This is a genomic window from Pseudomonas sp. PAMC25584, assembly GCF_058135675.1.
This window is the reverse complement of record NZ_CM176870.1, coordinates 1095527-1122033: the sequence shown is the minus strand read 5'-3', so window position 1 is coordinate 1122033 and position 26507 is coordinate 1095527. Positions and strand designations below refer to the sequence as shown.

The window sequence follows — 26507 nt, the reverse complement described above, 5'->3', positions numbered from 1 at the left end:
CCATGTTCCATCGATACCTGATCCTCGCTGCCGCTGACCGAAGAAATACCCATCGACGGGTCCATGACCCTGTCCGTGAAATACCTCTAGGAGTTGAACCATGAAAAAATCGCTGATCTTTCTGGTCGCCTGTACAGGGCTGGTCAACCTACTCCCGGCGCATGCCGCCTCCACCGTCGACCTGAACGTCAACGGCGTGATCATCCCCGCGTCCTGCACCCCGAGCCTGTCGGCCAACGGGCTAGTGGACTTCGGCAAGATCGCCCAGCAAGACCTCAACCTCGCGACGGGCACGCGGCTGCCCCTCAAGTCCCTGGGCCTGACGGTGATCTGCAACGGTCCGGTGCGTTATGCGTTGCGCATGCGCGACAACCGCGACGGCTCGGCCCACGTCAACAGCGAGATTTATTACGGATTGGGCTTCGACAACAGCGCGAACAAGATCGGCGTGTACTCGCTGGCGTTCGATCCAAAGCAGACCGTGGTGGATGCCGTGTCCGAGGTCTACGGCACCGAATCCACCACTGGCGGCCTGGCCTGGCGCACGGCCAACCGCAACCCGATCGACATCGGCGCCAAAAGCCTGCTGGGCTTCACTGACAGCGCCGGCAGCACCGCCGGCCCCTCGGCGATCCAGAACCTGAGCAGCACGCTGACCCTGGAGACGGTGATCAACGCCAAACAGAATCTGGACCTGAGCACCGATATCGTCATGGACGGTTCGGCGACCCTGGAGGTGGTGTATCTCTAGACTCTCTCGCTGCTGACGTCGACGTACTTCGCCCGCCCCGCACCGAGGCCGGCGACGATGGCGCCCAGGCCGATCACCGCGAAGACCCAGCCCGTGGCGGCCCAGCCGCCGGTCCAATCGTGAATCAGGCCCACCGCGAGCGGCCCCAAGGACGCCAGGGTGTAACCGAAGCCCTGGGCCATGCTCGACAGGTTGGCGGCAACGTGGGCATCCCGCGAGCGCAGCACGATCAACGTCAGCGCCAGGCTGAACGTGCCGCCCTGCCCCAGGCCCAGCAGGATCGCCCAGCCCCACAGCCCGTCGAGGGGCGCATACAGGCAGCCCATCAGCCCACCGAGGGTCAGCAGCATCACCACCACAATGGCCAGGCGCTGGTCCTTGCCGCGCGTGGCCAGCCACGGCGCGGTGAGGGCGCTGAGCAGTTGCACGATGATCGAACCGGACAGCGCCAGCCCGGCGTCGGTGGCACTCAGGCCGCGGTCGATGAGGATCGACGGCACCCAGCCAAACACGATGTAGGCCAGGGACGATTGCAGGCCCATGTACAAGGTCACTTGCCAGGCCAGCGGATCACGCAACAAGCCCTTCACCCGGTAGGCGACGCGATGCGCGCCGTGCTTGTGCCCGACTTGCGGCAACCAGCACAGCGCGGCCAGCAACGCCGGCAGCATCCAGAAGCCCAGCCCGATGTTCCAGCGGTTGCCGAAGTAGTCACTCAAGGGCACCGAGGCCCCCGCCGCCAACGCCGCGCCCAGGCACAGCGCCATGGTGTAAACGCCGGTCATGGTGCCCGCCTGTTTGGCGAAGTCGCGCTTGACGATACCGGGCAACAACACGCCAATGATGCCGATGCTGGCACCGGCGATCAGGCTGCCGGCAAACAGCCCGACTTCACCGAACGCACTGCGCAGCAGAATACCGGCGGCCAACGTCAGCAGAATCCCCAGCACCACCCGCTCGGCGCCGAAACGCCGGGCGAGGATCGGCGCCAGCGGTGCGAACAGGCCCAGGCACAGCACCGGCAACGTGGTCAGCAAACCGGCCCTGGCCGCCGACAACCCGAGGCTGCTGGAGACCTCACTGAGCAGCGGCGACAGGCTCGACAGCGCCGGGCGCAGGTTCAGCGCCACCAGCACCAGGCCCAGCAGCAACAGCCACGGCCGGCTCACCAGCGGGTGGCTGTGCTGGACCCCGTCGTCGTCGGCCTCCGCGTCGATCAGCAGTTGTTCCAACTCGGGCGTGCGTTTGGCTTCAGGGTTCATTGATCAACTGCCGGCATAGGGATTTGGCGCGCTCCGGGTCTTGCTGCGCGACGGCATCAAGCAGCGCGGTGTGCAGGTCGAACACTGCCTGGCGGCGCGGCGAAATGTTCAGGGTCAGGCGCAATTGCGCGCCGATGATGCTGGAAAAGTACTGGTACAACTCGCTCAACGCCGGGTTGTGCGCCGCGTCCACCAACTGTTGGTGGAATACCAGATCAGCGCTGATGTAGGCCTCCAACTCCCCGTGATACAGCGCGGCGCTGGTGCCGAGCGCCGCGCGCAGCCGGTGCAGGTCTTGCTCGGTGCGCCGCAGGGCGGCCAGGCCGATGGCCTCCACTTCCAGGATCTGCCGCGTTTCCTGCGCCTGCTCCAGGCTGCAATGCGACAACGCGCGCATCGCCCCGAGCGGGTCCGTCATCGAACGCAGGTAACTGCCGTCGCCCTGGCGGATCTCGATCAATCCGCAGAATGCGAGCACACGCATGGCCTCGCGCACGGTATTGCGGCTGATGCCCAGTTCCGCCGACAGCTCAGGCTCGGTGGGCAGGCGCTCACCGATGGCCCATACGCCTCGGGTGATGCGTTGGCGCAGCTGCTCCAGGGCCTGGTCGACCAGGGAGCGTTTGATCAGGGGGGTGATGTCTGTCATGGGCTTTGGGCTTTCGTCCAATCATAGGATGAATTCCCCTACACCATATTAGGACCAGCCTACAAAGGCAACGCACTAGGGTTCTTAGGCAGGAAAAAGGAGCAGTATTTTCGATTGTTAAAATTACCCTTAAAGGGTAATTTCAGCCTTAGGTGTCTTATGGAAAAGTACACACCTCATTACGATTTGGCGGTGATCAAGGCGGATGTCATCCGGTTGGGTAGCAGAGCATTCACCGCAAGCGCGCGGGAGGGGGCTCGACAACTTGAGTTGAACATCGGCCAGATGCGACTCGCGGTCTGCGCCCTTGAGAATCGAATGTTGTACAAGTCAATGACGACCTATTCAGACCACCGTGTGTGGCAGGACGTCTATCTGATCAAGATTTACAGTACGGAGATTTACATCAAAGTGACTTACCGCCCAGGCGGTGGTCCTCCCGTAATCTCCTTCAAGGAGAAAACCTTATGAAAACCCAACAATGCATGAGCTGCGGAACCCATGACGCAATGCAGCATTTCGAAGGTCGCAACTTCACGATCAACACACGCGGCATGATCCGGGATATCCCCGATATTGCAGGCTGGGAATGCCAGGTCTGTCACGAGGTCGAATTCGATTCGGACACCGATAGCGCAGAGCGCTATTCCGATGCCAGCGATAAGTTGTTAATAGACGCCAGGACAATCATCGCCGCCGAAATGAAACGAATTCGCCGCAAATTGCATCTGACGCAGAAAGACGCGGTGAGGCTATTGACCGGCCGCGGCCATAACGCGTTTTCCCGCTACGAAAGGGCTGAGATCTTTCCGCCCGCGCCACTGCTCACATTGATGCGTCTACTGGATAAACATCCGCATCTACTGGCCGAAATAGAGGCACTCAATGCCGGCGAAGACCTGAACCATCTGCTGATCGCAAAAGATGCGCAGCTTGCAACTCAAGCGTCCGCGTAAAAACAGCAGGCAAAAATAAACCCGGCCGGGTGCCGGGTTTATCGCTTCAAGCATCAACCATCGATCAATGCAGAATCTGGCTCAAGAACAACTTGGTCCGGTCATTCTGCGGGTTGTCGAAGAAGTCATTCGGCGCCGCCTGTTCGACGATCTCGCCCTTGTCCATGAAGATCACGCGGTTGGCCACGGTGCGGGCGAAGCCCATTTCGTGGGTCACGCACAACATGGTCATGCCGTCTTCGGCCAGGCCGATCATGGTGTCGAGCACTTCCTTGACCATTTCCGGGTCGAGGGCCGAGGTCGGCTCGTCGAATAGCATGATTTTCGGCTTCATGCACAGCGCCCGAGCGATGGCTACGCGCTGTTGCTGGCCGCCCGAGAGTTGCCCCGGAAACTTGTGGGCCTGCTCCGGAATGCGCACGCGCTCCAGGTAGTGCATGGCGATTTCTTCGGCCTTGCGCTTGGGCATCTTGCGCACCCACATCGGCGCCAGCGTGCAGTTCTGCAGAATGGTCAGGTGCGGGAACAGGTTGAAGTGCTGGAACACCATGCCGACTTCGCGGCGGATCGCTTCGATCTGCTTGAGGTCGTTGGTCAGCTCCACGCCATCGACCACGATGCGGCCCTGCTGGTGTTCTTCCAGGCGGTTGAGGCAGCGGATGGTGGTGGACTTGCCCGAACCCGACGGGCCGCACAGCACGATACGCTCGCCCTGCTTGACGTTGAGGTTGATGTCTTTCAACACGTGGAACTGGCCGTACCACTTATTCACGCCCTGCATCTGGATAATGCCTTCAGGGCTCACAGGCTGTTTGATCGCTTCGCTCATAACAACAACTCCTAACGCTTGTGGCCTGTGTCGAGCTTGTGTTCCAAATGAATGGAATAGCGCGACATACCAAAACAGAAAATCCAGAACACCAAGGCGGCGAACACGTAGCCTTCAGTGGCCATGCCCAACCATTTCGGGTCGGCGGCGGCTTGCTTGACGCTGTTGAGCAGGTCGAACAAACCGATGATGATCACCAGGCTCGTGTCCTTGAACAGCGCAATAAAGGTGTTGACGATGCCAGGGATCACCAGCTTCAGGGCTTGCGGCAGAATCACCAGGCCCATGCTGCGCCAGTAACCCAGGCCCATCGCCGCAGCCGCTTCGTACTGACCTTTGGGAATCGCCTGCAAGCCACCACGCACCACTTCCGCCACGTAGGCCGACTGGAACAGGATCACGCCAATCAATGCCCGCAGCAGCTTGTCGATGCCCATGCCTTCGGGCAGGAACAACGGCAGCATCACCGAGGACATGAACAGCACCGTGATCAACGGCACGCCGCGCCAGAATTCGATGAAGGTCACGCAGACCACACGAATCGCCGGCATGTTCGAACGCCGCCCCAAGGCCAGCACAATCCCCAGCGGCAAGGCGCCGGCGATGCCGACGGTGGCGATGACCAGGGTCAGCATCAGGCCGCCCCATTGGCTGGTGGCCACGTTGGTCAGGCCGAAGATGCCACCGTGCAGCAGGAAGAAGGCAATGATCGGGTACAGCACCAGAAAGCTCAGGCCGTAGATCGCCTTGCGTGAAAAACGCGAGATGAACAACGGCGCCACGCCAACGATCGCCAGCCACACGGTCAGGTCCACACGCCAGCGCAGGTCGCTGGGGTAGTAGCCGTACATGAACTGCCCGAAGCGCTGTTGGATAAACACCCAGCAGGCGCCTTCTTTGGTGCAGTCCGCACGAGTGGTCCCGACCCAGTTGGCGTCAAGGATGGCCCAGTGCAGGATGGGCGGCACGACCAGGTAGATCAGGTAAAACGCCAACAAGGTCAGCAGGGTGTTGAGCCAGCTGGAAAACAGGTTGGCGCGCATCCATGCCATCGGCCCGAAGACTTTGCTCGGCGGTGGCATATCAGGTTTGAACGTATGCGAACTCATGCTCGTTTCCTCACCGCTCGATCAGCGCAATGCGCTTGTTGTACCAGTTCATCAGCAAGGAAATGCTGATGCTGATCGCCAGGTACACGCTCATGGTGATGGCAATGACTTCGATGGCCTGGCCGGTCTGGTTGAGCACCGTGCCGGCAAACAGCGAAACCATTTCCGGGTAACCGATACCGGCGGCCAACGACGAGTTTTTCGCCAGGTTCAGGTATTGGCTGGTCAGCGGCGGAATGATCACCCGCAGGGCTTGCGGGATGATGACCTTGCGCAGCGTCGGCCCGGGACGTAGGCCCAGGGAGCGCGCGGCTTCGGTCTGGCCGTGGCTGACGGACTTGATGCCCGAACGCACGATCTCGGCGATAAACGCTGCGGTGTAGACGGTCAGTGCCAGGGTCAGCGCCAGCAGTTCAGGGATCAGCACCCAGCCGCCGACGAAGTTGAAGCCTTGCAGCTTGGGCATTTCCCAGTGCAACGGCATGCCGAAGATCAAGGCGCACAACGCCGGGATCAATACCAGCAACGCCAGGCCCACCCAGAACTTGTGGAACGGTACACCGGTGGCTTCAAAGCGCTTGTTGGCCCAGCGGGTCATCAGCACGATCGCCACGATGGCCACGACCACGCTGGCCACGAACGGCCAGAACCCGTCGGCGGCCAGTGCTGCCGGCATATTCAGGCCACGGCTGCTGACGAAGAACGTATCGCCGAAGTTATGGCTGTTGCGCGGCCCCGGCATGGTCAGGAATACCGCGAAGTACCAGAACAGGATTTGCAGCAGCGGCGGGATGTTGCGGAACACTTCCACATACACCGTCGCCAGCTTGTTGATCATCCAGTTGGGCGACAAGCGGGCCACGCCGATGATGAAGCCGAGCAGAGTCGCCAGGACCACGCCGATCACGGTCACCAGCAAGGTATTGAGCAGACCGATTACAAAAACGCGGGCATAGCTGTCCGATTCGGTGTAGTCGATCAGGTGCTGAGCGATGCCGAAGCCGGCACTGCGCTCAAGAAAGTCGAAACCCGAGGTAATGCCCCGGTGCTGAAGGTTGGTCTGGGTATTGTTGAAGAGGTACCAGCCCAGCGAGACCACCGCCACAATCGTGATGATCTGGAAGAGCCACGCACGCACTTTGGGATCGCTGAAGCTGAGCTTCTGCTTTGGTGCGCCGATTTTATTTTGCATGAAGTGCCCCGGAAAGAATGGAACAGAACATCACCCGGCGGTTGGCCCACCGGGTGATAGAACCATCAGCGATCAGCGCACAGGGGGTGCGTATTGAATGCCACCGTTGTTCCACAGCGCGTTCAGGCCACGGTCGATTTCCAGCGGCGTGCTTTTGCCGAGGTTTTTCTCGAACACTTCACCGTAGTTGCCGACTTGCTTGACGATCTGTACGACCCAGTCTTTCTTCACTTTCAGGTCTTTGCCGTATTCGCCGTCAGCACCCAGCAGACGAGCGACGTCCGGGTTCTTGGTGGACTTGGCTTCCGCTTCGACGTTCTTCGAGGTGATACCGGCTTCTTCAGCGTTGAGCATGGCGTAGCCTACCCAGCGCACGATGGCCAGCCACTCGTCGTCGCCATTACGCACGACCGGGCCCAGCGGCTCCTTGGAAATGGTTTCCGGCAGCACCACGTAGTCTTTCGGCGCGGCCAACTTGCTGCGCTGGGCGAACAGTTGGGACTTGTCGGAGGTCAGCACGTCGCAACGCCCGGATTCCAGCGACTTGGCGCTTTCGTCGGAGGTGTCGAAGGTGATCGGGGTGTATTTGAGGTTGTTGCCACGGAAGTAGTCGGAAACGTTCAGTTCAGTGGTGGTACCAGCCTGGATGCAGATGGTTGCACCGTCCAGTTCCTTGGCACTTTTAACGCCCAGCTTGTTGTTTACCAGAAAGCCGATGCCGTCGTAATAAGTGATGAAACCAGGGAATTTCAGGCCCATGCCGGCATCGCGGGAGCTGGTCATGGTGGTGTTACGCGACAGGATGTCGACTTCACCGGACTGCAGGGCGGTGAAACGCTCCTTGGCGTTCAACTGGCTGAATTTGACCTTGGTCGCGTCGCCGAACACGGCAGCGGCTACCGCGCGGCAAAAGTCAGCGTCGATCCCGAGGATCTTGCCGCTGGCATCCGGTACCGAGAAACCCGGCAAGCCGTCACTCACGCCACATTGCACAAAGCCTTTCTTCTGCACGGCGTCCAGGGTGGCGCCAGCTTGGGCGAAACCACTGACACCCAGTACAGCGGCCGCGGAAACGATGGCCAGGGTGGATTTCAATACCTTCATTCAAACCTCCAGTTGCTCTTGTTGTGTCGGAGCTAGAACCTCAGCGCACCCTTATGAGGCGGTATCGACCCGTGTTGGCTTTTATTAGGGTCAAGCGGCATGAGGCGATCGCAGTAATTCCAGTTGCTATCCCATAAACGGCAGGCACTGATAGTGTTACCGTCCCAGGAAAGTTCTGACATCGACCTACACATAGCAAAGCGCGTACCAGAGTGGCTGCTGAGTCGTTTCAGCCCAAGGTCAATGAAAAAAGATTCAACCTTGCGACATTCTCGTAACAGATCAAACTATTGCGCACCGTTCCGTCGCACTTAATCGGAGCGCACGCACATCTATGGAGCAGACATGACCGAAGCCTTGATTCTTCAGCCCCGCAACACCGCAGACGCCTGTGTCATCTGGCTGCATGGCCTGGGGGCCGATCGCTACGACTTCAAACCGGTGGCCGAAGCGCTGCAGGAAAACTTGCTGACCACGCGCTTCGTCTTGCCTCAGGCGCCCACCCGCCCGGTGACTATCAACGGCGGCTACGAGATGCCCAGTTGGTACGACATCAAAGCCATGAGCCCGGCCCGCTCCATCAGCCTGGAACAGTTGAAAGACTCGGCCAAAATGGTCACGGATTTGATCAGGGAGCAAAAAAGCAGCGGAATAGACGCCTCGCGGATTTTCCTGGCGGGTTTTTCCCAGGGCGGCGCCGTGGTGTTCCACACCGCGTTCCATAAATGGCAAGGCGCCTTGGGTGGCGTGATTGCCCTCTCCACTTACGCGCCCACCTTCGACAACGAGCTCGAGTTGTCCGCCAGTCAGCAGCGCATTCCGGTCCTTTGCCTACATGGCCAGTACGACGAGGTGGTACAGAACGCCATGGGGCGCAGCGCTTATGAGCACTTGAAGACCCGTGGTGTCACCGTGACATGGCAGGAATACCCAATGGGTCACGAAGTGTTACCTGAGGAGATCAGCGATATCGGTACGTGGCTGGCCGAACGTCTGCGCTGAACACCCCGGTTTATTTAGCCACATGACAGACGCACTACGCCGCGCCCGATTCTTGCATTACACTGGCCGGCGTATATTCCTTAACCAATTAATGAGATCACCGTGCTCAAAGCACTTAAGAAGATGTTCGGCAAAAGCGAGGCTGAGCCGCTCGCGCCAGTTCCCAGTGCTCCTGTCCCGACAACCGGCAGCCGCCACGAAGGCAAACAGGCTGGCCAGGCCACCGCTGTGGCCGCGCCGAAACCGCTCGAGGTGACACCCGCCGAACCGCCGAAACCGGCCGAAGTCGCTGCGGCACCTGCGCCAAAAGCCGCACGACGTGAACGCGCGCCCACGCCGCCCGTCGCACCGTGGAAGCTCGAAGATTTCGTCGTTGAACCCCAGGAAGGCAAAACCCGCTTCCACGATTTCAAGCTCGCACCGGAACTGATGCACGCCATCCAGGACCTGGGCTTCCCTTACTGCACACCGATCCAGGCGCAGGTGCTCGGGTTCACCCTGGCCGGCAAAGACGCCATCGGCCGCGCCCAGACCGGCACCGGCAAGACCGCCGCGTTCCTGATCTCGATCATCACCCAGCTACTGCAAACGCCGCCGCCGAAAGAGCGCTACATGGGTGAGCCACGCGCGCTGATCATCGCCCCAACCCGCGAACTGGTGGTGCAGATCGCCAAGGACGCCGCCGACCTGACCAAGTACACCGGCCTCAACGTCATGACGTTCGTCGGTGGCATGGACTTCGACAAACAGCTCAAGCACCTCGAAGCCCGCCATTGCGACATCCTGGTCGCCACCCCGGGCCGCCTGCTCGATTTCAACCAGCGCGGCGACGTGCATCTGGACATGGTCGAAGTGATGGTGCTGGACGAAGCCGACCGCATGCTCGACATGGGCTTTATCCCGCAAGTACGCCAGATCATTCGCCAGACCCCGCCGAAAAACGAACGCCAGACCCTGCTGTTCTCCGCGACCTTCACCGAAGACGTGATGAACCTCGCCAAGCAGTGGACCACCGACCCGTCCATCGTCGAAATCGAGGCGCTGAACGTCGCCAGCGAAAACGTCGAGCAACACATCTTTGCCGTGGCCGGCGCCGACAAGTACAAGCTGCTCTACAACCTGATCAACGACAACGGTTGGGAGCGCGTGATGGTGTTCGCCAACCGCAAGGACGAAGTGCGCCGTATCGAAGAACGCCTGGTGCGCGATGGCGTCAACGCCGCGCAACTGTCGGGCGACGTACCGCAGCACAAGCGCATCAAGACCCTCGAAGGCTTTCGCGAAGGCAAGATCCGCGTGCTGGTGGCCACCGACGTAGCCGGGCGCGGGATTCACATCGACGGCATCAGCCACGTGATCAACTTCACCCTGCCGGAAATGCCGGACGACTACGTACACCGCATTGGCCGTACCGGCCGTGCCGGGGCTGCGGGGGTGTCGATCAGTTTTGCCGGGGAAGATGACTCGTATCAGTTGCCGTCGATCGAGACGCTGCTGGGCCGTAAGATCAGTTGCGAGACGCCGTCGACGCACTTGCTCCGTGCTGTAGAACGCAAACGACCTTAGGCTGAAATGCGGTCAACAATGTGGGAGGGGCGGTGCGACGATTCGACTTGCCCCCGATAGCAGTGGGTCAGTCAACAGAGATGTTGAATGTGCCACAGCTATCGGGGGCAAGCCCCCTCCCACATTTGCATCTATGTTCGGCTGACTATTTCCAGCGATCCGCTGCTGCGTGATCGCTGTCGCGCCCTTCGACCCAGTGCGCGCCCTCAGGGGTATTTTCCTTCTTCCAGAACGGCGCACGGGTCTTCAGGTAGTCCATCACAAATGCGCAGGCATCAAACGCAGCCTGGCGATGCGCGCTGGCCGCCGCGACGAAGACAATCGGCTCGCCCGGTTCCAGCGCGCCGATGCGGTGCAGCACTTCCAGCTTAAGCAGCGGCCAGCGCTGTTCGGCTTCCACGGCGATCTTGGCCAGGGCTTTTTCGGTCATGCCGGGGTAATGTTCAAGGAACATCCCCGCCACATCGTGGCCGTCATTGAAGTCGCGGACATAGCCGACAAAACTCACCACCGCGCCGACGCCGACATTGGCGGCGTGCATCGCATTGACTTCGGCACCGGGGTCAAAGGGCTCGGGCTGCACACGAATGGCCACGCTCAGCCCCCGGTCACGGGTGGGAAAAACGCAACTTCATCACCGGCCTGCAGCGGTTCGTCGAGGCTGCACAGTTCCTGATTACGCGCACACATCAAGCTGGTTTCGTTGAGCACCTCAAAGCCCGGGTCGCCGGCCAATGCCTGGCGCACAGCGTCGACGGTCGCGAAGTCGCCTTCCACCTCCAGCGAATCCAGGCCCACCGCTTCGCTGTAGCGGGCAAAAAACAATACGTTGATGCTCATGCTTGATCCGCCTTGAAATGCCCACTTTTACCGCCGAGCTTTTCCAGCAGGCGAATGCTTTCGATGGTCATGCCACGGTCCACGGCCTTGCACATGTCGTAGATCGTCAATGCGGCGACACTGGCGGCCGTCAGCGCTTCCATCTCCACACCGGTCTGGCCGGAGAGTTTGCAGCGCGCGACGATATGCACCGCGTCCACACCCTCGGCGCTGAGTTCGACCTTGACGCCAGTGAGCATCAGCGGGTGGCACAGGGGGATCAGGTCGCTGGTTTTTTTCGCCGCCTGGATTCCGGCAATGCGGGCCACGGCAAACACGTCGCCCTTGGGATGGGCGCCGTCGACAATCATTTTCAGGGTCTCGGGCAGCATGCGCACGCGCGCTTCGGCCACTGCCTCACGGAACGTCACGGACTTGTCGGTGACGTCGACCATATGGGCGCGACCTTGGGAATCGAGATGAGTCAGCACAGGGATACTCCTGATCAGGAGCGTCGATTGTAAACCCAATGTAAAAGAAATGTGGGAGGGAGCAAGCCCCCTCCCACACCGACCGCGTTTACAAGTGAGATTCGGCGTATTCGGCCAAAATCGAACGTGGAACCCCTTGCAGCGCGATATGCACGCCGTTCGGGAAGTCTTTGAAGCGTTCCGTCAGGTACGTCAGCCCGGAGCTGGTCGCGGACAGGTAAGGGGTGTCGATCTGCGCCAGGTTGCCCAGGCACACCACTTTGGAACCGGCGCCAGCACGGGTGATGATGGTTTTCATCTGGTGCGGCGTGAGGTTCTGGCATTCATCGATCAAAATCAGGCTCTGCTGGAAGCTGCGACCTCGGATGTAGTTGAGGGATTTGAACTGCAACGGCACTTTGCTGAGGATGTAGTCGACGCTGCCATGGGTGTTTTCGTCATCCATGTGCAAGGCTTCGAGGTTGTCGGTGATCGCCCCCAGCCACGGCTCCATTTTTTCCGCTTCGGTGCCGGGCAGGAAACCGATTTCCTGGTCCAGACCCTGCACACTGCGGGTGGCGATGATGCGGCGATAGCGCTTGGTCACCATGGTCTGCTCGATGGCGGCCGCCAGGGCAAGAATGGTTTTGCCCGAGCCGGCGGCGCCGGTCAGGTTGACCAGGTGGATGTCCGGGTCGAGCAGCGCATACAGCGCCAGGCTCTGGTAGATATCACGCGGTTTCAGGCCCCAGGCTTCCTGGTGCAACAGGGGTTCCTGATGCAGGTCGAGGATCAGCAGCTTGTCGACCTGGATCTCTTTGATCCAGCCCACAAAACCCTGTTCGTCGATGATGAACTCGTTGACGTGTACCGCCGGCAGGTTGTCGATCAGTTGCACCTGGTGCCAGGTGCGACCGTGGTCCTGACGGGTTTCGACCTTGCTGACGCGATCCCAGAACGAGCCGGTCATGGTGTGATAACCACGGGACAGCATCGACACGTCGTCGACCAGTTGGTCAGTACTGTAGTCCTCGGCAGCGATCCCACACGCTCGTGCCTTGAGGCGCATATTGATGTCTTTGGTCACCAGCACGACGCGCAGGTCCTTGTCACGTGCGTGCAGGTCGATCAATTGGTTGATGATTTTGTTGTCGTTGAGGTTTTCCGGCAGCAGGCTGTTGGGCTCGCTGCGCTTGCTCATCAGAATCGACAGCAAGCCCTTGGGCCCGCTCTTGCCGCGCTGGATCGGCACGCCGACTTCGACGTCCTCGGGTGACGCTTCGCCCAGGGTTTTGTCGATCAGGCGGATCGCCTGGCGGCATTCGGCGGCCACGCTGTGATGCCCGCTTTTGAGTTTGTCGAGTTCCTCCAGCACGATCATCGGGATGGCGACGTGGTGTTCTTCGAAATTAAGCAGCGCGTTCGGATCGTGGATCAGTACGTTGGTATCAAGCACATAAAGGATTGGCTGGTCGGAAGAAGGGTTACGTCCATGATCATCCATACTCGGTCACCTTTGTGGGAGCCAGTCGACGCAATACCACAACAGTGCTGCGCCTCGATTCGACCACCGAATGCACCTGAGGGACGTCAAGTGCATTGCCCACATGAGGAGTCTTGGAAGACGCCACCTGTGTTGCAGGTTTCGGCGATCTGACTTCGTAATACCGCAAAACCCATGACAGGAAAAAGCACTTTGACGTTTTTTTGAAGTTTATTTTTCAGGATGACGAATAGCACTAGCCGAGTGCCAGCCACGCCGTTAAAGTCGGAAGTCCGCCTGCATCGAAACATCCTACAAAATCACCGCAGAAATGCCGCATCCCCAACGGCAATAGGCACTTCAGCCTTTTCAGCGAAACGCCTCCCGGCAGTCCTGCCAACCCAGCCCGCTTTGCGCCGTTGCCTGCAATAAAATCGGCAATGCCACCCGCGCCTTATCCTGGGTGTCGTGAAACACAATCACCCCTTTGCGCCACAACAACATCAAGGTCAGCACCCGCTGCGCCGACTCATCGGCCTTGAGCTTGCCCGGTTCGTCCTGGGAGTCGATATCCCACAACGCCACCTGCAAACCCTGGGACTGGAAGAAACCCTGGCTGTCCGCACGACGCTGACCGTAGGGTGGACGGAACAGCGGCACGTAATTCTCCGGCATCAGGTTCTGCGCCAGTGAGGCACTGCGGGTGATGGAGCTTTGCCAGTCGACCCAATGGCTGTGGGAACGGTACTGCCAGCCCTGGGTGCCCACGCACTGGCCTTGGTACAGCGCCTGCACATCGGCTGCGGAACTGCGCTCCACGCGGTTTTGCAGGCTGCTGCCAAGGGCGAAGAACGTGGCGTTCATCTTCTGCTTGCGCAGGTAGTCCGTGAGCCAGTCGGTATTGCCGCTGACCGGAGCTGGGCCGCCGTCGAAGGTCAGCAGGAACAACCGGTCGTTGAATTCATCGCCATTGCGCTCATGGTCGCCGAAACGCGCGACTTCGCTGCTGATCTGCGGGAACAGCGCGGCTTTGCGTAGCAGCTCGTCCAGGTAACGCTCGTGGAAATTGTGGCTCGGGCCGGCCCAACCTATATAGAAGGAGTTTTCGCTGATCTCAAACTTGCCGGCCTGCTCGCGCAGGTCGTCCATGTTTTCCACCAGGTAGCAGAACGACGCGTCTTCCTCGCAACTCTCCTGGGCGAAGGTGTAGCCCTCCAGCAGGCGCTGCCAGAGCTGGCGACGCAGATCGTCGATGGCCGCCAGGTTGATGATCTTCAGGCCCAGGCGCTGTTTGAGCGCCGCTTCATCCAGGGCTTCGCTGGCGATCAGGCTGTGGGCGAACATCAGGATTTCGGCGCGCGAGGCCACGTCGAACAGCGCAGGGCTGCTGAGTTTTTCCGGCCAGACGCCACGATCCAGGCTGGCCACATCCACGGGCGCCGCGTGGGCATTGAGGCATAACAGGCACGCCGACAAAAAAAACGCTATTCGCACACAGGGTCTCCCTCTCCAGAGTCACCGGCCATCATAGCGGATCGCGCCTATCGCCATCATAGGTGGAGTCAAAACGCCCAACACCCTAGAATCCTCGCACGATTACAGGAGCCAACTTCATGCTGATGGTGATTTCCCCCGCCAAGACCCTCGACTTCGAGTCCAGGCCTGCGACCCCACGTTTTACCCAGCCGCAGTATCTGGACCACTCCCAGGAACTGATCGAGCAACTGCGCCACCTGAGCCCGGCGCAAATCAGCGAATTGATGCATGTATCCGACAAGATCGGCGGCCTCAACGCCGCGCGTTTCGGCAGCTGGAGCCCGGCGTTCACGCCGGCCAATGCCAAGCAGGCGTTGCTGGCATTCAAGGGCGACGTGTACACGGGCCTGAACGCCGAAACCTTTAGCGACGCCGACTTCAGCTACGCCCAGGACCACCTGCGCATGCTCTCGGGCCTGTACGGCCTGCTGCGCCCCCTGGACCTGATGATGCCGTATCGCCTGGAGATGGGCACCAAACTGGCCAACGCCCGTGGCAAGGACCTGTACGCCTTCTGGGGCACCCGGATCAGCGAGTGGCTCAACCAAGCCCTGGCCGAACAAGGCGATGACGTACTGCTCAACCTGGCGTCCAACGAATACTTCTCAGCGGTCAAGCGCACGGCCCTGAACGCAAGGATCGTCAACACCGAGTTCAAGGACCTGAAGAACGGCCAGTACAAGATCATCAGCTTCTACGCGAAAAAGGCCCGGGGCATGATGAGCCGCTTCGTGATCGAAGAGCGCATCAACGATCCGGCCCAGCTCAAGCAGTTCGATGTGCAGGGTTATCGCTTCAATGCGGAGCAGTCCAAGCCCGACAAACTGGTGTTCCTGCGCGATCACGCACCGGAATAAGGCCCTGCTCCGCCCTCATAGACGCTAAAGATCAAATGTGGGAGGGGGCTTGCCCCCGATGGGGGTGGGTCAGTCGACACATGTATGACTGACACACCGCCATCGGGGGCAAGCCCCCTCCCACATTTTTGTCTGCATTCCACCCCACAAATCGTCAATTGTTTGGCGTCAAAAAATACATTGACACATCCATAACTTTTATTTCACTCGACATTCATCATTTTTTTTCGTAGTGGCACCACTTTTTTAAAATACTAGTGGCACAAAACTATTCCCGCGTACCAACTCCCCGCAACTACTGGCCCAAATAGCAAGTGCTATCAATATAGTACCAGTGCCATCTTTACCCATATTTCAAGAAATTTCCGGAAACAGGATGAGCGGCCAGGAACTTCGTCCTAAAGCACCGCTCATACCACCGGTAACGTAATTCTCTGTTTCTGTAAGAGATGACTTACATAGCGACCAACGGAAGTAGCGAAGTTGTCACATTTAACTTTGACTCAGGGCTGATATTACCAACCGATTAGTTAAGAGCGGCGACAAGGATGAATTGCCACACACTATAAGGCCAAGGCTGTGCTTACCCCAATGGGTCAGTGATGAAACACAAGGCATTGATAGTTAAAGGCTTATTGCCTCTATCAAGACCCTGCGGCACTGGCGCCGGGCCCTTCTCCCAGGAAGGCCGGCTGCATTTGAGGGCAAGCCCCAATAAAAAGGCCACGTTGCGCACAACTTGAGTGCAATAGTTAGTCACTCGTTATTCAACATGCCTGCATGCGATAAGTCGGCGTCTATTCGCCTAACTTTCGCGGCATCAGTGACGCCTGCAAACATGAACTCCGGCCATCTATTGGCAGATTTAATACCGTCTTCAATGACAAAGAGGTAAATGCGATGCGCATCAGCATATTTGGTTTGGGTTACGTAGGCGCAGTCTGTGCCGGTTGCCTGTCTGCCCGTGGCCATGAAGTGGTCGGCGTAGACATCTCCAAGGAAAAGATCGACCTGATCAACGCCGGTAAATCGCCGATCGTTGAGCCGGGTCTGGGCGAACTGCTGACCCAGGGCATCGAGACCGGTCGACTGCGCGGCACGACCAACTTCGCAGACGCCATCCGCGATACCGACCTGTCGATGATTTGCGTCGGCACGCCGAGCAAGAAAAACGGCGACCTGGAACTCAACTACATCGAATCGGTATGCCGCGAGATCGGTTTTGTCCTGCGTGACAAGACCACCCGCCACACCATCGTCGTGCGTAGCACCGTGTTGCCGGGCACCGTGGCCAACGTGGTGATCCCGATCCTCGAAGACTGCTCCGGCAAGAAAGCCGGCGTCGACTTCGGCGTCGCGGTCAACCCGGAATTCCTGCGCGAGTCCACGGCCATCGCCGACTACGACCTGCCACCGATGACCGTCATCGGCGAATTCGACAAAGCCTCCGGCGATGTCCTGCAATCGCTGTACGAAGAACTCGACGCGCCGATCATCCGCAAGGACATCGCCGTTGCCGAAATGATCAAGTACACCTGCAACGTGTGGCACGCCACCAAGGTGACCTTCGCCAACGAGATCGGCAACATCGCCAAGGCCGTCGGCGTCGATGGTCGCGAAGTGATGGAAGTGGTCTGCCAGGACAAAACCCTCAACCTGTCCCAGTACTACATGCGCCCAGGCTTCGCATTCGGCGGCTCGTGCCTGCCCAAAGATGTGCGCGCGCTGACTTACCGCGCCGGCTCCCTGGACGTGGAAGCGCCGCTGCTCAACTCGCTGATGCGCAGCAACGAATCCCAGGTGCAGAACGCCTTCGACATCGTGGCCGGCCACGACAAACGCAAAGTCGCGCTGCTGGGCTTGAGCTTCAAGGCCGGCACCGACGACCTGCGCGAAAGCCCACTGGTGGAACTGGCGGAAATGCTGATCGGCAAGGGCTACGACCTGAGCATCTACGACAGCAACGTCGAGTACGCCCGTGTCCACGGCGCGAACAAGGAGTACATCGAAGGGAAAATCCCCCACGTGTCGTCCCTGCTCAACTCGGACTTCGATGATGTGATCAACAACTCCGACGTAATCATCCTCGGCAACCGTGATGAGAAGTTCCGTGCCCTGGCGCAGAACGCGCCACACGGCAAGCAAGTGGTCGACCTGGTGGGCTTCATGTCCAAGGCCACCTGCGTGACGGGCCGCACCGAAGGTATTTGCTGGTAACAGCAACGGCAAGTTTCGAGCTGCAAGCGTCCTGATCCCCAGCGCTTGCAGCTTGAAGCCTTCTTCACCTTCGGATGACGCTTATGTCCAAGTTAAAACACGTACTGCTCCAATCCGCCGGCTGGCTGTTCTTCTTGAGCCTGCTGATGGGACTCGCCCTGCTATTGCCGGCGAGTACGTTCGACTCCGAGTCGAAGAATTTTATTTTCCTGATTGGTGCCGTCGGTATCTGGCGCTACTCGATGGGTGCGACGCATTTCTTTCGCGGCATGCTGTTCCTGTACGTGGTCTACCCACACCTGCGGCGCAAAGTGCGCAAGCTGGGCAAGTCAGCGGACCCGTCCCATGTGTTCCTGATGGTCACCAGTTTTCGGATCGATGCGCTGACCACCGCGCAGGTCTACAGCTCGGTGATTCGCGAAGCGATCGAATGCGGATTCCCCACCACCGTGGTCTGCTCGCTGGTGGAAATGTCCGATGAGCTGTTGGTGAAGAGCCTGTGGGAACGCATGAACCCGCCGGACCATGTGAAGCTCGACTTCGTGCGCATCGCCGGCACCGGCAAGCGCGACGGCCTGGCCTTCGGTTTCCGCGCCATCTCCCGCCACTTGCCGGATGACCGCGCCGTGGTTGCAGTGATCGATGGCGACACCGTGCTCGCCGAAGGCGTCGTGCGCAAGACCGTGCCGTGGTTCCAGTTGTTCGGCAATGTCGGCGGCCTGACCACCAACGAGTTCTGCGAAGTGCGCGGCGGCTACATCATGAGCGAGTGGCACAAACTGCGCTTCGCCCAACGCCACATCAACATGTGCTCGATGGCCCTGTCCAAGCGCGTGCTGACCATGACCGGGCGCATGTCGGTGTTCCGTGCCAGCGTCGTCACCGACCCGGGCTTTATCGCCGACGTGGAAAGCGACTCGCTGCAACACTGGCGCCTGGGCCGCTTCAAGTTTTTGACCGGCGACGACAAGTCCAGCTGGTTCAGCCTGATGCGTCTGGGTTACGACACCTTCTACGTGCCGGACGCCGCGATCAACACCGTGGAACACCCGCCCGAAAAGAGCTTTATCAAGGCCAGCCGCAAGCTGATGTTCCGCTGGTACGGCAACAACCTGCGCCAGAACTCCCGCGCCCTGGGCCTGGGTGTACGTCGCCTGGGCCTGTTCACCAGCGTGGTGCTGTTCGACCAGCGCGTGTCGATGTGGACCTCCCTGCTCGGCCTGACCGTGGCAATCATCGCCACCTTCAAGTACGGCGGCGCGTTCATCCTCGCGTACCTGCTGTGGATCGGCATCACCCGCCTGATCCTGACCGTGCTGCTGTCGTGCTCCGGCCACAGGATCGGCCCGGCGTACCCGGTGATTCTCTATTACAACCAGATCATGGGCGCGCTGGTGAAGATCTACGTGTTCTTCCGCCTTGATCAACAGTCCTGGACCCGCCAGGACACCAAACTGACCCGCGATTTGGCCAGCTTTCAACGTTGGTTCAACACCTGGTCGTCTCGGACCATGACCTTCTCCGCCGGCAGCATTTTCGTCGCCGTGTTGCTGATGATGGTCTGACCCTGCCAAGCCTGAATTAACTCTAGGAAATTGCCCTGATGAACAGCCAAGTAAACGCCAACGTTGTCCACGAATCCGAAGCCCAGCGCCAGCACGCCCGAGTCAAAATCCCGGCCAAGCTGCGCTTCTTCAACACTGACCGCACGCAGACCGAAGCGCGGGTCATCGACCTGTCCGCCGGCGGCCTGGCGTTCACCGCCACGCAGCCGTTGACCGTCGGCGAAGTCCACAAGGGTCGCCTGCAGTTCGTCATCGATAACCTCGGCCTGGCAATGGATGTGGAGCTGCAGATTCGCTCCTACGACCGCCAGAGCGGGCGCACCGGTTGCCAGTTCCAGAACCTCGATGCGCAGGATATCTCGACCCTGCGCCACCTGATCACCTCGCACCTGTCGGGCGATATCGTGACCATGGGTGACGTACTCGCCACCCTGCAACGCGACAACTTCACTAAGGCGCGCAAGGTCAAGGACGGCGGCAGCAACATGAGCGCCTTCGGCCGCTTGCGCGCCGTGACGTTCAGCCTGGCGATCTTCCTGGTGGGCCTGGCGGCATTCGGTTTCGTCTTCAAATCGCTGTATGGCATGTACTTTGTCAGCCACGCCCAGGCCGGCCTGGTCAGCGTGCCCGGCATGAACGTGACCATGCCCCGCGACGGCACCGTGCAAAGCCTGCTCAAAGGTGATGCGGTGGCGGCCAAAGGCGCACCACTCGCCACCTTCAGCACCAGCATGCTCGACGTGCTCAAGGGCCACCTGGACGAAGACCAACTGCAACCGGCCAAGGTCGAAGAACTGTTCGGCAAGCAAATGACCGGCACCCTGACCTCCCCTTGCGACTGCGTCGTGGCCCAGCAAATGGTGGCCGACGGTCAGTACGCGAGCAAAGGCGACGTGATCTTCCAACTGGTGCCACGCGGTAGCCTGGCCAACGTGGAAGCACGCTTCTCCTATCGCCAGTTCGCTGACGTTCGCCCAGGTACGCCGGTGAACTTCCAGGTCGCCGACGAAGAACAGACCCGCACCGGCACCATCGTCAGCAGCACCAGCCTGAACAGCGCCGACCTGTCCTCCGACATCCGCGTGCAGATCAAGCCGGATGCTCCGCTGGACAGCGCCTACGCCGGCCGGCCGGTGGAAGTGACCAGCGACCGTGGCCCCTCGCTGAACTGGCTGATCGATAAAGCCATGGCTGCGGGTCTTTAATCATGAGCGCCCTTCGAACCCTACCGGTGCCCCTGGCGCTGGCCATCGCCCTCGCCGGTTGCGCCGGCCTGCCCGACCAACGCCTGGCCAATGAAGCGCTCAAGCGTGGCGATACCGTCACCGCGCAGCAGAATTACCAGCAACTGGCAGACCTGGGTTACAGCGAGGCCCAGGTGGGCCTGGCCGACATCCAGGTAGGCACCCGCGATCCGGCGCAAATCCAACAGGCCGAGGCCACTTACCGTGCTGCGGCGGATATTTCGCCGCGCGCCCAGGCCCGCCTGGGTCGTCTGCTGGTGGCCAAGCCCGGCGCCACCGAAGCCGAACACCACGAAGCCGAAGGTCTGCTGAAAAAAGCCTTCGCCAATGGCGAAGGCAACACCCTGATCCCGCTGGCGATGCTGTACCTGCAATACCCACACAGCTTCCCCAACGTGAACGCCCAGCAGCAGATCAACCAATGGCAGGCGGCGGGTTACCCGGAAGCCGGTCTGGCCCAAGTGCTGCTCTATCGCACCCAGGACACTTACGACCAGCACTTGGATGACGTTGAGCGCATCTGCAAGGCCGCGCTGAACACCACCGATATCTGCTACGTCGAGCTGGCCACGGTCTACCAGAAAAAAGCCCAGCCGGAAAAACAAGCCGAACTGCTCAAGCAGATGGAAGCCGGCTACAGCCGTGGCACCGTCACCGCGCAGCGTGTCGACAGCGTGGCCCGCGTATTGGGCGACGCTACGCTGGGCACCACCGACGAGAAAACCGCCCAGGCCCTGTTGGAAAAAATCGCCCCCGGCTACCCCGCGTCCTGGGTCAGCCTGGCGCAATTGCTCTACGACTTCCCCGAACTGGGTGACGTCGACCAGATGATGAAGTACCTGGAAAACGGCCGCGCCGCCGACCAGCCGCGCGCCGAGCTGTTGCTGGGCAAGCTCTACTACGATGGCAAATGGGTACCGGCAGACGCCAAGGCCGCCGAAGCACACTTCCAAAAAGCCGTGGGCCGGGAAGTGGCCGCCGATTACTACCTCGGCCAGATCTACCGCCGTGGCTACCTGGGCAAGGTCTACTCGCAAAAGGCCCTGGACCACCTGCTGACCGCTGCGCGCAACGGCCAGAACAGCGCCGACTTCGCCATCGCCCAATTGTTTTCCCAAGGCAAGGGCACCAAGCCCGACCCATTGAACGCCTATGTCTTCAGCCAATTGGCTAAAGCCCAGGACACGCCAGAGGCCAATGACCTGGCCACGCAGCTCGAAACCCCGCTGACGCCGGAACAACGCGCCGAAGGCCAACGCCTGGTGCAACAGGAACTGGCCGCGCGCGGCACCCTGGCCCAGAGCACGCTGCAACTGCACGCCCTGCAAGAAGAAGACGGCGAGGAATCCCTATGAAGCTCAATCCATTCGTGCAGGCCGGTATCGGCCTGACCTTCGCCCTGCTGTGGTCGTGCCCGACTCTGGCCGCGCTGACTGAAACCAAGAATTTCGGCATGGACGTTAAAATCACCGGCCAGTCCGAAGACGACCGCGACCTGGGCACCAAAGCGGGTGGCGACGTCAACGGCATCGGCCTCGACCTGCGCCCGTGGATCTACGGCGAAAGCGGCAACTGGAGCGCCTACGCCATGGGCCAGGCGGTGGCTTCCAGCGACATCATCGAGACCGACACCCTGCAACAGTCGTCGAGTGACGCCACTGAGCAATCGAGCAACGACGACCGCAAGACCAAGAAGAACTACCTGGCCATGCGCGAGTTCTGGGTCGGCTACAGCGGCTTCACGCCCTACCCCGGCGAGATCCTCAAGCTCGGTCGCCAACGTCTGCACAATGACGACGGCCAATGGCGCGACACCAATATCGAAGCGCTGAACTGGACCTTCGACACGACCCTGCTCAAGGCCAATGTCGGTGCCGCCGAACGTTTCAGCGAATACCGCACCGACCTCAAGGAACTGTCGCCCAAGGACAAGGACCGCCAGCACTTCTACGCTGACGCCGCCTACCAGTGGACGCCGGGGCAGTGGATCGGCCTGCGCGGTCACCACACCCATGACGACGGCAAGCTCGACTACGCCGAACCGGGCGTGGCCACTGACCCGTTGGACAAACGCGAGAACGGCGACCTGACCTGGCTCGGCATCGAAGCCAACAGCGACGCCTACAACTGGCGCAACACCAACACCGTCAACTACTGGGCCAGCGTCACCGGCATGCGGGGCGACCGCGACACGGTCAACGCGTTGAACGCCGACGGCACCCGCCCCACCGCCGCCAAGCGCAGCGACGACGTGAGCGGTTGGGCCACCGACCTGGGTGTGCGCCTGCGCCTCGACCCGCAGTGGCAAGTGGGTGCGGCCTATTCGCGCGCCAGCGCCGAATACGAGCAGAACGGCCTGCAGAGCAACCGCTCGAACTGGACCGGCACGCAGTCCCGCGTCCACCGTTTCGGCGAAGCGTTTCGCGGCGAGATGAACAACATGCAGTCCATGAGCCTGTTCGCTTCCTGGCAACTGCGCGAGGACTACGACGCCAGCCTGGTGTACCACAAGTTCTGGCGCGTCGACGGCAACAAGCCGGTGGGCAGCAACGGCATCGATGCCGTGCAGAACAACACCGATGACGTGACCGGCGCGATCCTGTCCAGCACCTCGCTGCCCCTTGAAGACGGCAAGAAAGACCTGGGCCAGGAGATGGACCTGGTCGTCACCAAGTACTTCAAAAAAGGCCTGCTGCCGGCCGCGCTCAGCCAGTCGATCGACGAACCGTCGGCGCTGGTGCGCTTTCGTGCCGGCGTGTTCAAACCGGGCGACGCCTATGGCAGCCAGGTCGACTCGTACATGCATCGCGCCTTTGTCGACGTGATCTGGAAGTTCTGATGGGAGCCCGCGCAATGATTGCTCACCCCTTCACAGGCAGATGCTTGCTGGTGACCGCGATGCTGATGGCCAGCGCCACAGCCGTCGCCGATACCGCGCAGCCGGTCAAGGCGCCGACCATCGCCAAAGAACTGCAACAGGCCAAGACCTACACCATTTCCAGCCCGCCGACCGCGCCGCTGGAAATGCCCAAGCCGGCCCTGCCGGACCTGTCGGGCTACACCGCTGCGGCGATGGAAAAAAAGATCGTGCGCAAGAAGCCCGGCAAAATCAGCATCCGCCGCATGATGCAGGAAGATGCGCTCAAGGACTTCATCGGCGGCGATAACAAGATGGCCGAGTGGGTGGTGCGCCAGCACGGCATTCCCCAGGCGATCTTTATCGACGACGGCTACATGAACCTCAAGGACCTGCTGGGCAAAGTGCCCAAGCAGTACCTCAGCGAAACCTCGCCGGGCGTGTTCCTCGCCAAGTTGCCGATCGTGGTCGGGCGCAAAGGCATCCTGGACATCGACAAGCAGACCAAAGAACTGCGCCTGTCCCAGGAAGCCGGTTCGTTCCTGATCAACGACGGCCAACTGTTTGTGCGCGATACCAAGATCACCGGCTGGAAAGAAAAGGCCAACGGCCCGGCGACCTTCCAGTCGCCCAATGAATTCCGTCCGTTCCTGCTGGCCTGGGGCGGCACCGAGACCTACATCGCCAACACCAAGATGGCCAGTTTCGGTTACGCCAACAGTAAGTCGTATGGGGTGAGTATTTCCCAGTACACGCCGAACATGGCCAAGGTGCTCAAGCGCTCTGAGCCGACAGGCTGGATCATCGATTCCGAGTTCTCGGACATGTGGTACGGCTTCTACTGCTACGAGACCGAAGGCTTCGTGATCAAGGGCAATACCTACAAAGACAACATTGTCTACGGGATTGACCCCCACGACCGTTCCCACGGCCTGATCATCGCGGACAACAGCGTCTACGGGACCAAGAAGAAGCACGGCATCATCATTTCCCGGGAAGTGAACGACAGCTTCATCTTTAACAACCGCAGCTACGACAACAAACTCTCGGGCCTGGTGATCGACCGTAACAGCGTGAACAACCTGATCGCCGACAACGAGATCTACCGCAACCACACCGACGGCATCACGCTCTACGAGAGCGGCGACAACCTGTTGTGGGGCAACAAAGTGATCGCCAACCGTCGCCACGGCATCCGTATACGTAACAGCGTCAACATCAAGCTGTACGAAAACACCTCGATGGCCAACGGCCTGACCGGGGTCTACGGCCACATCAAGGATCTGACCGACACCGACCGCGACATCGCCCTCGACCCGTTCGACGCCAAGGTCTCGCTGATCGTGGTCGGCGGTGAACTGGCCGGTAACGGCAGCGGGCCGCTGTCGATCGATTCGCCGTTGAGCATCGAGTTGTACCGCGTGTCGATGCTGGCGCCGACCAAATCCAGCGGCATCAGCTTCAACGGCATTCTTGGCGAGCGCCAGGAAGAAATTCTCGACCTGCTGGTACGCCAGCAGAAAGCCGTGCTGATCGACCCTGTCGAACGCCAGACCGAAATGCAGGACTGAGGATGACCCTTATGCACCCACACATGATCAAACTGCTGAGCCTCTCGGGTCTGACCCTCGGCCTGCTTGCGGCCAGCCAGGGCGTGCGCGCCGACGAAATCAAGGCGCCGACCTTCAGCGCCGAACCGTGCTGCAGCCTCTGCCCGGCGGCGCATGACGCGAAGAACTACACCACGCGCTATCAGCAGAACTTCACCACCCTGGTGCAAGCCCAGGGCGACTGGCTGTTCCGTACCCAGGAAGACCTGCGCACCGAATTCGACACCAGCCCCGCCGGCTACAAACGCATGCAACAACTGCACGATGCGTTCAAGGCCAAGGGCGTGGAACTGGTGGTGGTCTACCAACCGACCCGTGGCCTGGTGAACCGCAATAAGCTCAACCCCGAGGAAAAAGCCACGTTCGATTTCGACAAGGCCCTGGGCAACTACAAAACCATGCTCGGCCGTTTCGCCAAGATGGGCTACGTGGTGCCGGACCTGTCGCCGTTGACCAACGAGCAGCTCCCGGATGAATTGCCGGCCCACGACTTCTACTTCCGCGGCGACCAGCACTGGACCCCTTACGGCGCCCAGCGCACCGCAAAAATCGTCGGCGCCAAAGTACGTGCGATGCCCGAGTTCGCCGAGATTCCCAAGCGTGAATTCGAGACCAAGCGCTCCGGGCGCATGGGCAAGACCGGCACCCTGCACAACATGGCCGGGCAACTCTGCGGCACCAGCTACGCGATCCAGTACATGGACCAGTTCACCACCGAGCCCAAGGGCGAAGCGGGCGACGGCGACCTGTTCGGCGATTCGGGCAACCCGCAGATCACCCTGGTCGGCACCAGCCACAGCGGCAAGAACTACAACTTCGCAGGCTTCCTTGAACAGGAAATCGGTGCCGACATCCTCAACGTCGCCTTCCCCGGCGGTGGCCTGGAAGGCTCGATGATCCAGTACCTGGGCAGCGACGAATTCCAGAAGAGTCCGCCGAAGATCTTGATCTGGGAGTTCTCGCCGCTGTACCGCCTCGACCAGGAAACCATCTATCGCCAGATGATGTCGTTGCTGGACAACGGCTGCGAAGGCAAGACCGCGCAGATGAGTGCCAGCGCCACCTTGAAACCCGGCAAGAACGAATTAATGGTCAACAGCTCGAACAAAGACCTGCGCAACGTCAACCATCAGGTCGATATCCGCTTCGCCGATCCGTCGGTGAAAACCTTGCAAGCCACCCTCTGGTACATGAATGGGCGCCACGAGGACATCAAGATCGAGAAACCCGAAACATCCGATACAGACGGGCGTTTCGCCTTTGAACTGCGCACCGACGAAGACTGGGCCTCGCAGAACTTGCTGGCCGTGGAAGTGCAGGGCCCCGAAGCGGGTGCTGCCGCGCAAAAAGTCGAAGCGAAAATTTGCACACGCAACGTATTCCCCGCAGGTGGTCAACAGACTGCCTCTACCGGGCAATGAGGTTACCT

General features: G+C 60.3%; 24 protein-coding genes. 13 read left to right on the top strand and 11 right to left on the bottom strand.

What is annotated here, in order from left to right:
- Positions 1-100: 100 nt before the first annotated feature.
- Positions 101-751 carry a DUF1120 domain-containing protein gene (locus ACS5Q8_RS05095; RefSeq protein WP_465159884.1) on the top strand — a complete coding sequence of 217 codons (651 nt, stop codon included), beginning with the start codon at positions 101-103 and terminating at the stop codon, positions 749-751.
- On the opposite strand, the gene ACS5Q8_RS05090 is transcribed toward ACS5Q8_RS05095, so the two are convergent.
- Entirely contained in the window at positions 748-2013 is a 1266-nt protein-coding gene (locus ACS5Q8_RS05090; protein WP_443699138.1) for a CynX/NimT family MFS transporter, read from the bottom strand. The genes ACS5Q8_RS05095 and ACS5Q8_RS05090 overlap by 4 nt on opposite strands.
- A complete protein-coding gene (locus tag ACS5Q8_RS05085) occupies positions 2003-2662 on the bottom strand; it encodes a FadR/GntR family transcriptional regulator (RefSeq protein ID WP_465159883.1) in 660 nt (219 codons plus the stop codon). The genes ACS5Q8_RS05090 and ACS5Q8_RS05085 overlap by 11 nt, the downstream gene beginning before the upstream one ends.
- Before the next feature lie 159 nt (positions 2663-2821).
- On the opposite strand from ACS5Q8_RS05085, the gene ACS5Q8_RS05080 reads away from it, so the two are divergent.
- Positions 2822-3133, top strand: a complete 312-nt coding sequence (locus ACS5Q8_RS05080; RefSeq protein WP_247399114.1) for a type II toxin-antitoxin system MqsR family toxin — start codon at positions 2822-2824, stop codon at positions 3131-3133.
- Entirely contained in the window at positions 3130-3618 is a 489-nt protein-coding gene (locus ACS5Q8_RS05075; protein WP_276196605.1) for a type II toxin-antitoxin system MqsA family antitoxin, read from the top strand. Before ACS5Q8_RS05080 ends, ACS5Q8_RS05075 begins: the two co-directional genes overlap by 4 nt.
- Positions 3619-3682: 64 nt before the next feature.
- On the opposite strand, the gene ACS5Q8_RS05070 is transcribed toward ACS5Q8_RS05075, so the two are convergent.
- The 4 genes from ACS5Q8_RS05070 to ACS5Q8_RS05055 all read right to left on the bottom strand — a co-directional run bounded on the left by ACS5Q8_RS05070 (position 3683) and on the right by ACS5Q8_RS05055 (position 7852).
- A complete protein-coding gene (locus ACS5Q8_RS05070) occupies positions 3683-4447 on the bottom strand; it encodes an amino acid ABC transporter ATP-binding protein (protein ID WP_003171943.1) in 765 nt (254 codons plus the stop codon).
- Between the two features lie 11 nt (positions 4448-4458).
- The gene (locus tag ACS5Q8_RS05065; RefSeq protein ID WP_465159882.1) at positions 4459-5556 is read right to left on the bottom strand and encodes an amino acid ABC transporter permease; all 1098 of its coding nucleotides are present in this window, start codon (positions 5554-5556) and stop codon (positions 4459-4461) included.
- Between the two features lie 10 nt (positions 5557-5566).
- On the bottom strand, positions 5567-6748 hold the full coding sequence (locus ACS5Q8_RS05060) for an amino acid ABC transporter permease (protein WP_465159880.1): 1182 nt from the start codon (positions 6746-6748) through the stop codon (positions 5567-5569).
- Positions 6749-6820: 72 nt separating this feature from the next.
- Positions 6821-7852, bottom strand: coding sequence for an amino acid ABC transporter substrate-binding protein (locus ACS5Q8_RS05055; RefSeq protein WP_463860975.1), 1032 nt, complete (start codon positions 7850-7852; stop codon positions 6821-6823).
- 345 nt (positions 7853-8197) lie between these two features.
- On the opposite strand from ACS5Q8_RS05055, the gene ACS5Q8_RS05050 reads away from it, so the two are divergent.
- Together ACS5Q8_RS05050 and rhlB are read left to right on the top strand one after the other, a co-directional pair.
- The gene (locus ACS5Q8_RS05050; RefSeq protein ID WP_465159879.1) at positions 8198-8854 is read left to right on the top strand and encodes an alpha/beta hydrolase; all 657 of its coding nucleotides are present in this window, start codon (positions 8198-8200) and stop codon (positions 8852-8854) included.
- Between the two features lie 96 nt (positions 8855-8950).
- Positions 8951-10420 (top strand): ATP-dependent RNA helicase RhlB, encoded by a 1470-nt coding sequence (gene rhlB / locus ACS5Q8_RS05045; RefSeq protein ID WP_465160351.1) that lies wholly within the window; start codon positions 8951-8953, stop codon positions 10418-10420.
- Positions 10421-10565: 145 nt separating this feature from the next.
- Here rhlB and moaE read toward each other — a convergent pair whose 3' ends face one another.
- From moaE to ACS5Q8_RS05020, 5 genes are all read right to left on the bottom strand, one after another.
- Positions 10566-11015, bottom strand: coding sequence for a molybdopterin synthase catalytic subunit MoaE (gene moaE, locus ACS5Q8_RS05040; RefSeq protein ID WP_276196604.1), 450 nt, complete (start codon positions 11013-11015; stop codon positions 10566-10568).
- A gap of 2 nt (positions 11016-11017) precedes the next feature.
- Positions 11018-11260, bottom strand: a complete 243-nt coding sequence (gene moaD, locus ACS5Q8_RS05035; RefSeq protein ID WP_247399093.1) for a molybdopterin converting factor subunit 1 — start codon at positions 11258-11260, stop codon at positions 11018-11020.
- Positions 11257-11730 (bottom strand): cyclic pyranopterin monophosphate synthase MoaC, encoded by a 474-nt coding sequence (moaC, locus tag ACS5Q8_RS05030; protein ID WP_253393480.1) that lies wholly within the window; start codon positions 11728-11730, stop codon positions 11257-11259. Before moaC ends, moaD begins: the two co-directional genes overlap by 4 nt.
- An 88-nt stretch (positions 11731-11818) precedes the next feature.
- Positions 11819-13213, bottom strand: coding sequence for a PhoH family protein (locus ACS5Q8_RS05025; protein WP_247399072.1), 1395 nt, complete (start codon positions 13211-13213; stop codon positions 11819-11821).
- A 348-nt stretch (positions 13214-13561) separates the two neighbouring features.
- Positions 13562-14686, bottom strand: coding sequence for a polysaccharide deacetylase family protein (locus tag ACS5Q8_RS05020; protein WP_276196603.1), 1125 nt, complete (start codon positions 14684-14686; stop codon positions 13562-13564).
- Positions 14687-14805: 119 nt separating this feature from the next.
- Between ACS5Q8_RS05020 and yaaA the strand changes: the two genes are divergently transcribed.
- The 8 genes from yaaA (at position 14806) to ACS5Q8_RS04980 (ending at position 26499) form a co-directional block, all read left to right on the top strand.
- Positions 14806-15585 (top strand): peroxide stress protein YaaA, encoded by a 780-nt coding sequence (gene yaaA, locus ACS5Q8_RS05015; RefSeq protein WP_247399052.1) that lies wholly within the window; start codon positions 14806-14808, stop codon positions 15583-15585.
- Positions 15586-16485: 900 nt separating this feature from the next.
- Entirely contained in the window at positions 16486-17802 is a 1317-nt protein-coding gene (locus ACS5Q8_RS05010) for a nucleotide sugar dehydrogenase (RefSeq protein WP_443700816.1), read from the top strand.
- An 83-nt stretch (positions 17803-17885) separates the two neighbouring features.
- Complete coding sequence (gene alg8 / locus ACS5Q8_RS05005) at positions 17886-19367, top strand: mannuronan synthase (protein ID WP_276196601.1); 1482 nt, start codon at positions 17886-17888, stop codon at positions 19365-19367.
- A 38-nt stretch (positions 19368-19405) separates the two neighbouring features.
- On the top strand, positions 19406-20572 hold the full coding sequence (locus ACS5Q8_RS05000) for an alginate biosynthesis protein Alg44 (RefSeq protein ID WP_247399045.1): 1167 nt from the start codon (positions 19406-19408) through the stop codon (positions 20570-20572).
- Between the two features lie 2 nt (positions 20573-20574).
- Complete coding sequence (gene algK / locus ACS5Q8_RS04995; RefSeq protein ID WP_276196599.1) at positions 20575-21966, top strand: alginate biosynthesis TPR repeat lipoprotein AlgK; 1392 nt, start codon at positions 20575-20577, stop codon at positions 21964-21966.
- Positions 21963-23450 (top strand): alginate export family protein, encoded by a 1488-nt coding sequence (locus ACS5Q8_RS04990; RefSeq protein WP_465159878.1) that lies wholly within the window; start codon positions 21963-21965, stop codon positions 23448-23450. The genes algK and ACS5Q8_RS04990 overlap by 4 nt, the downstream gene beginning before the upstream one ends.
- Positions 23450-25039, top strand: coding sequence for a mannuronan 5-epimerase AlgG (gene algG, locus ACS5Q8_RS04985; RefSeq protein WP_426099703.1), 1590 nt, complete (start codon positions 23450-23452; stop codon positions 25037-25039). Before ACS5Q8_RS04990 ends, algG begins: the two co-directional genes overlap by 1 nt.
- 11 nt (positions 25040-25050) lie before the next feature.
- Positions 25051-26499 (top strand): alginate O-acetyltransferase, encoded by a 1449-nt coding sequence (locus ACS5Q8_RS04980; RefSeq protein WP_276196596.1) that lies wholly within the window; start codon positions 25051-25053, stop codon positions 26497-26499.
- The last annotated feature ends 8 nt before the right edge of the window (positions 26500-26507 follow it).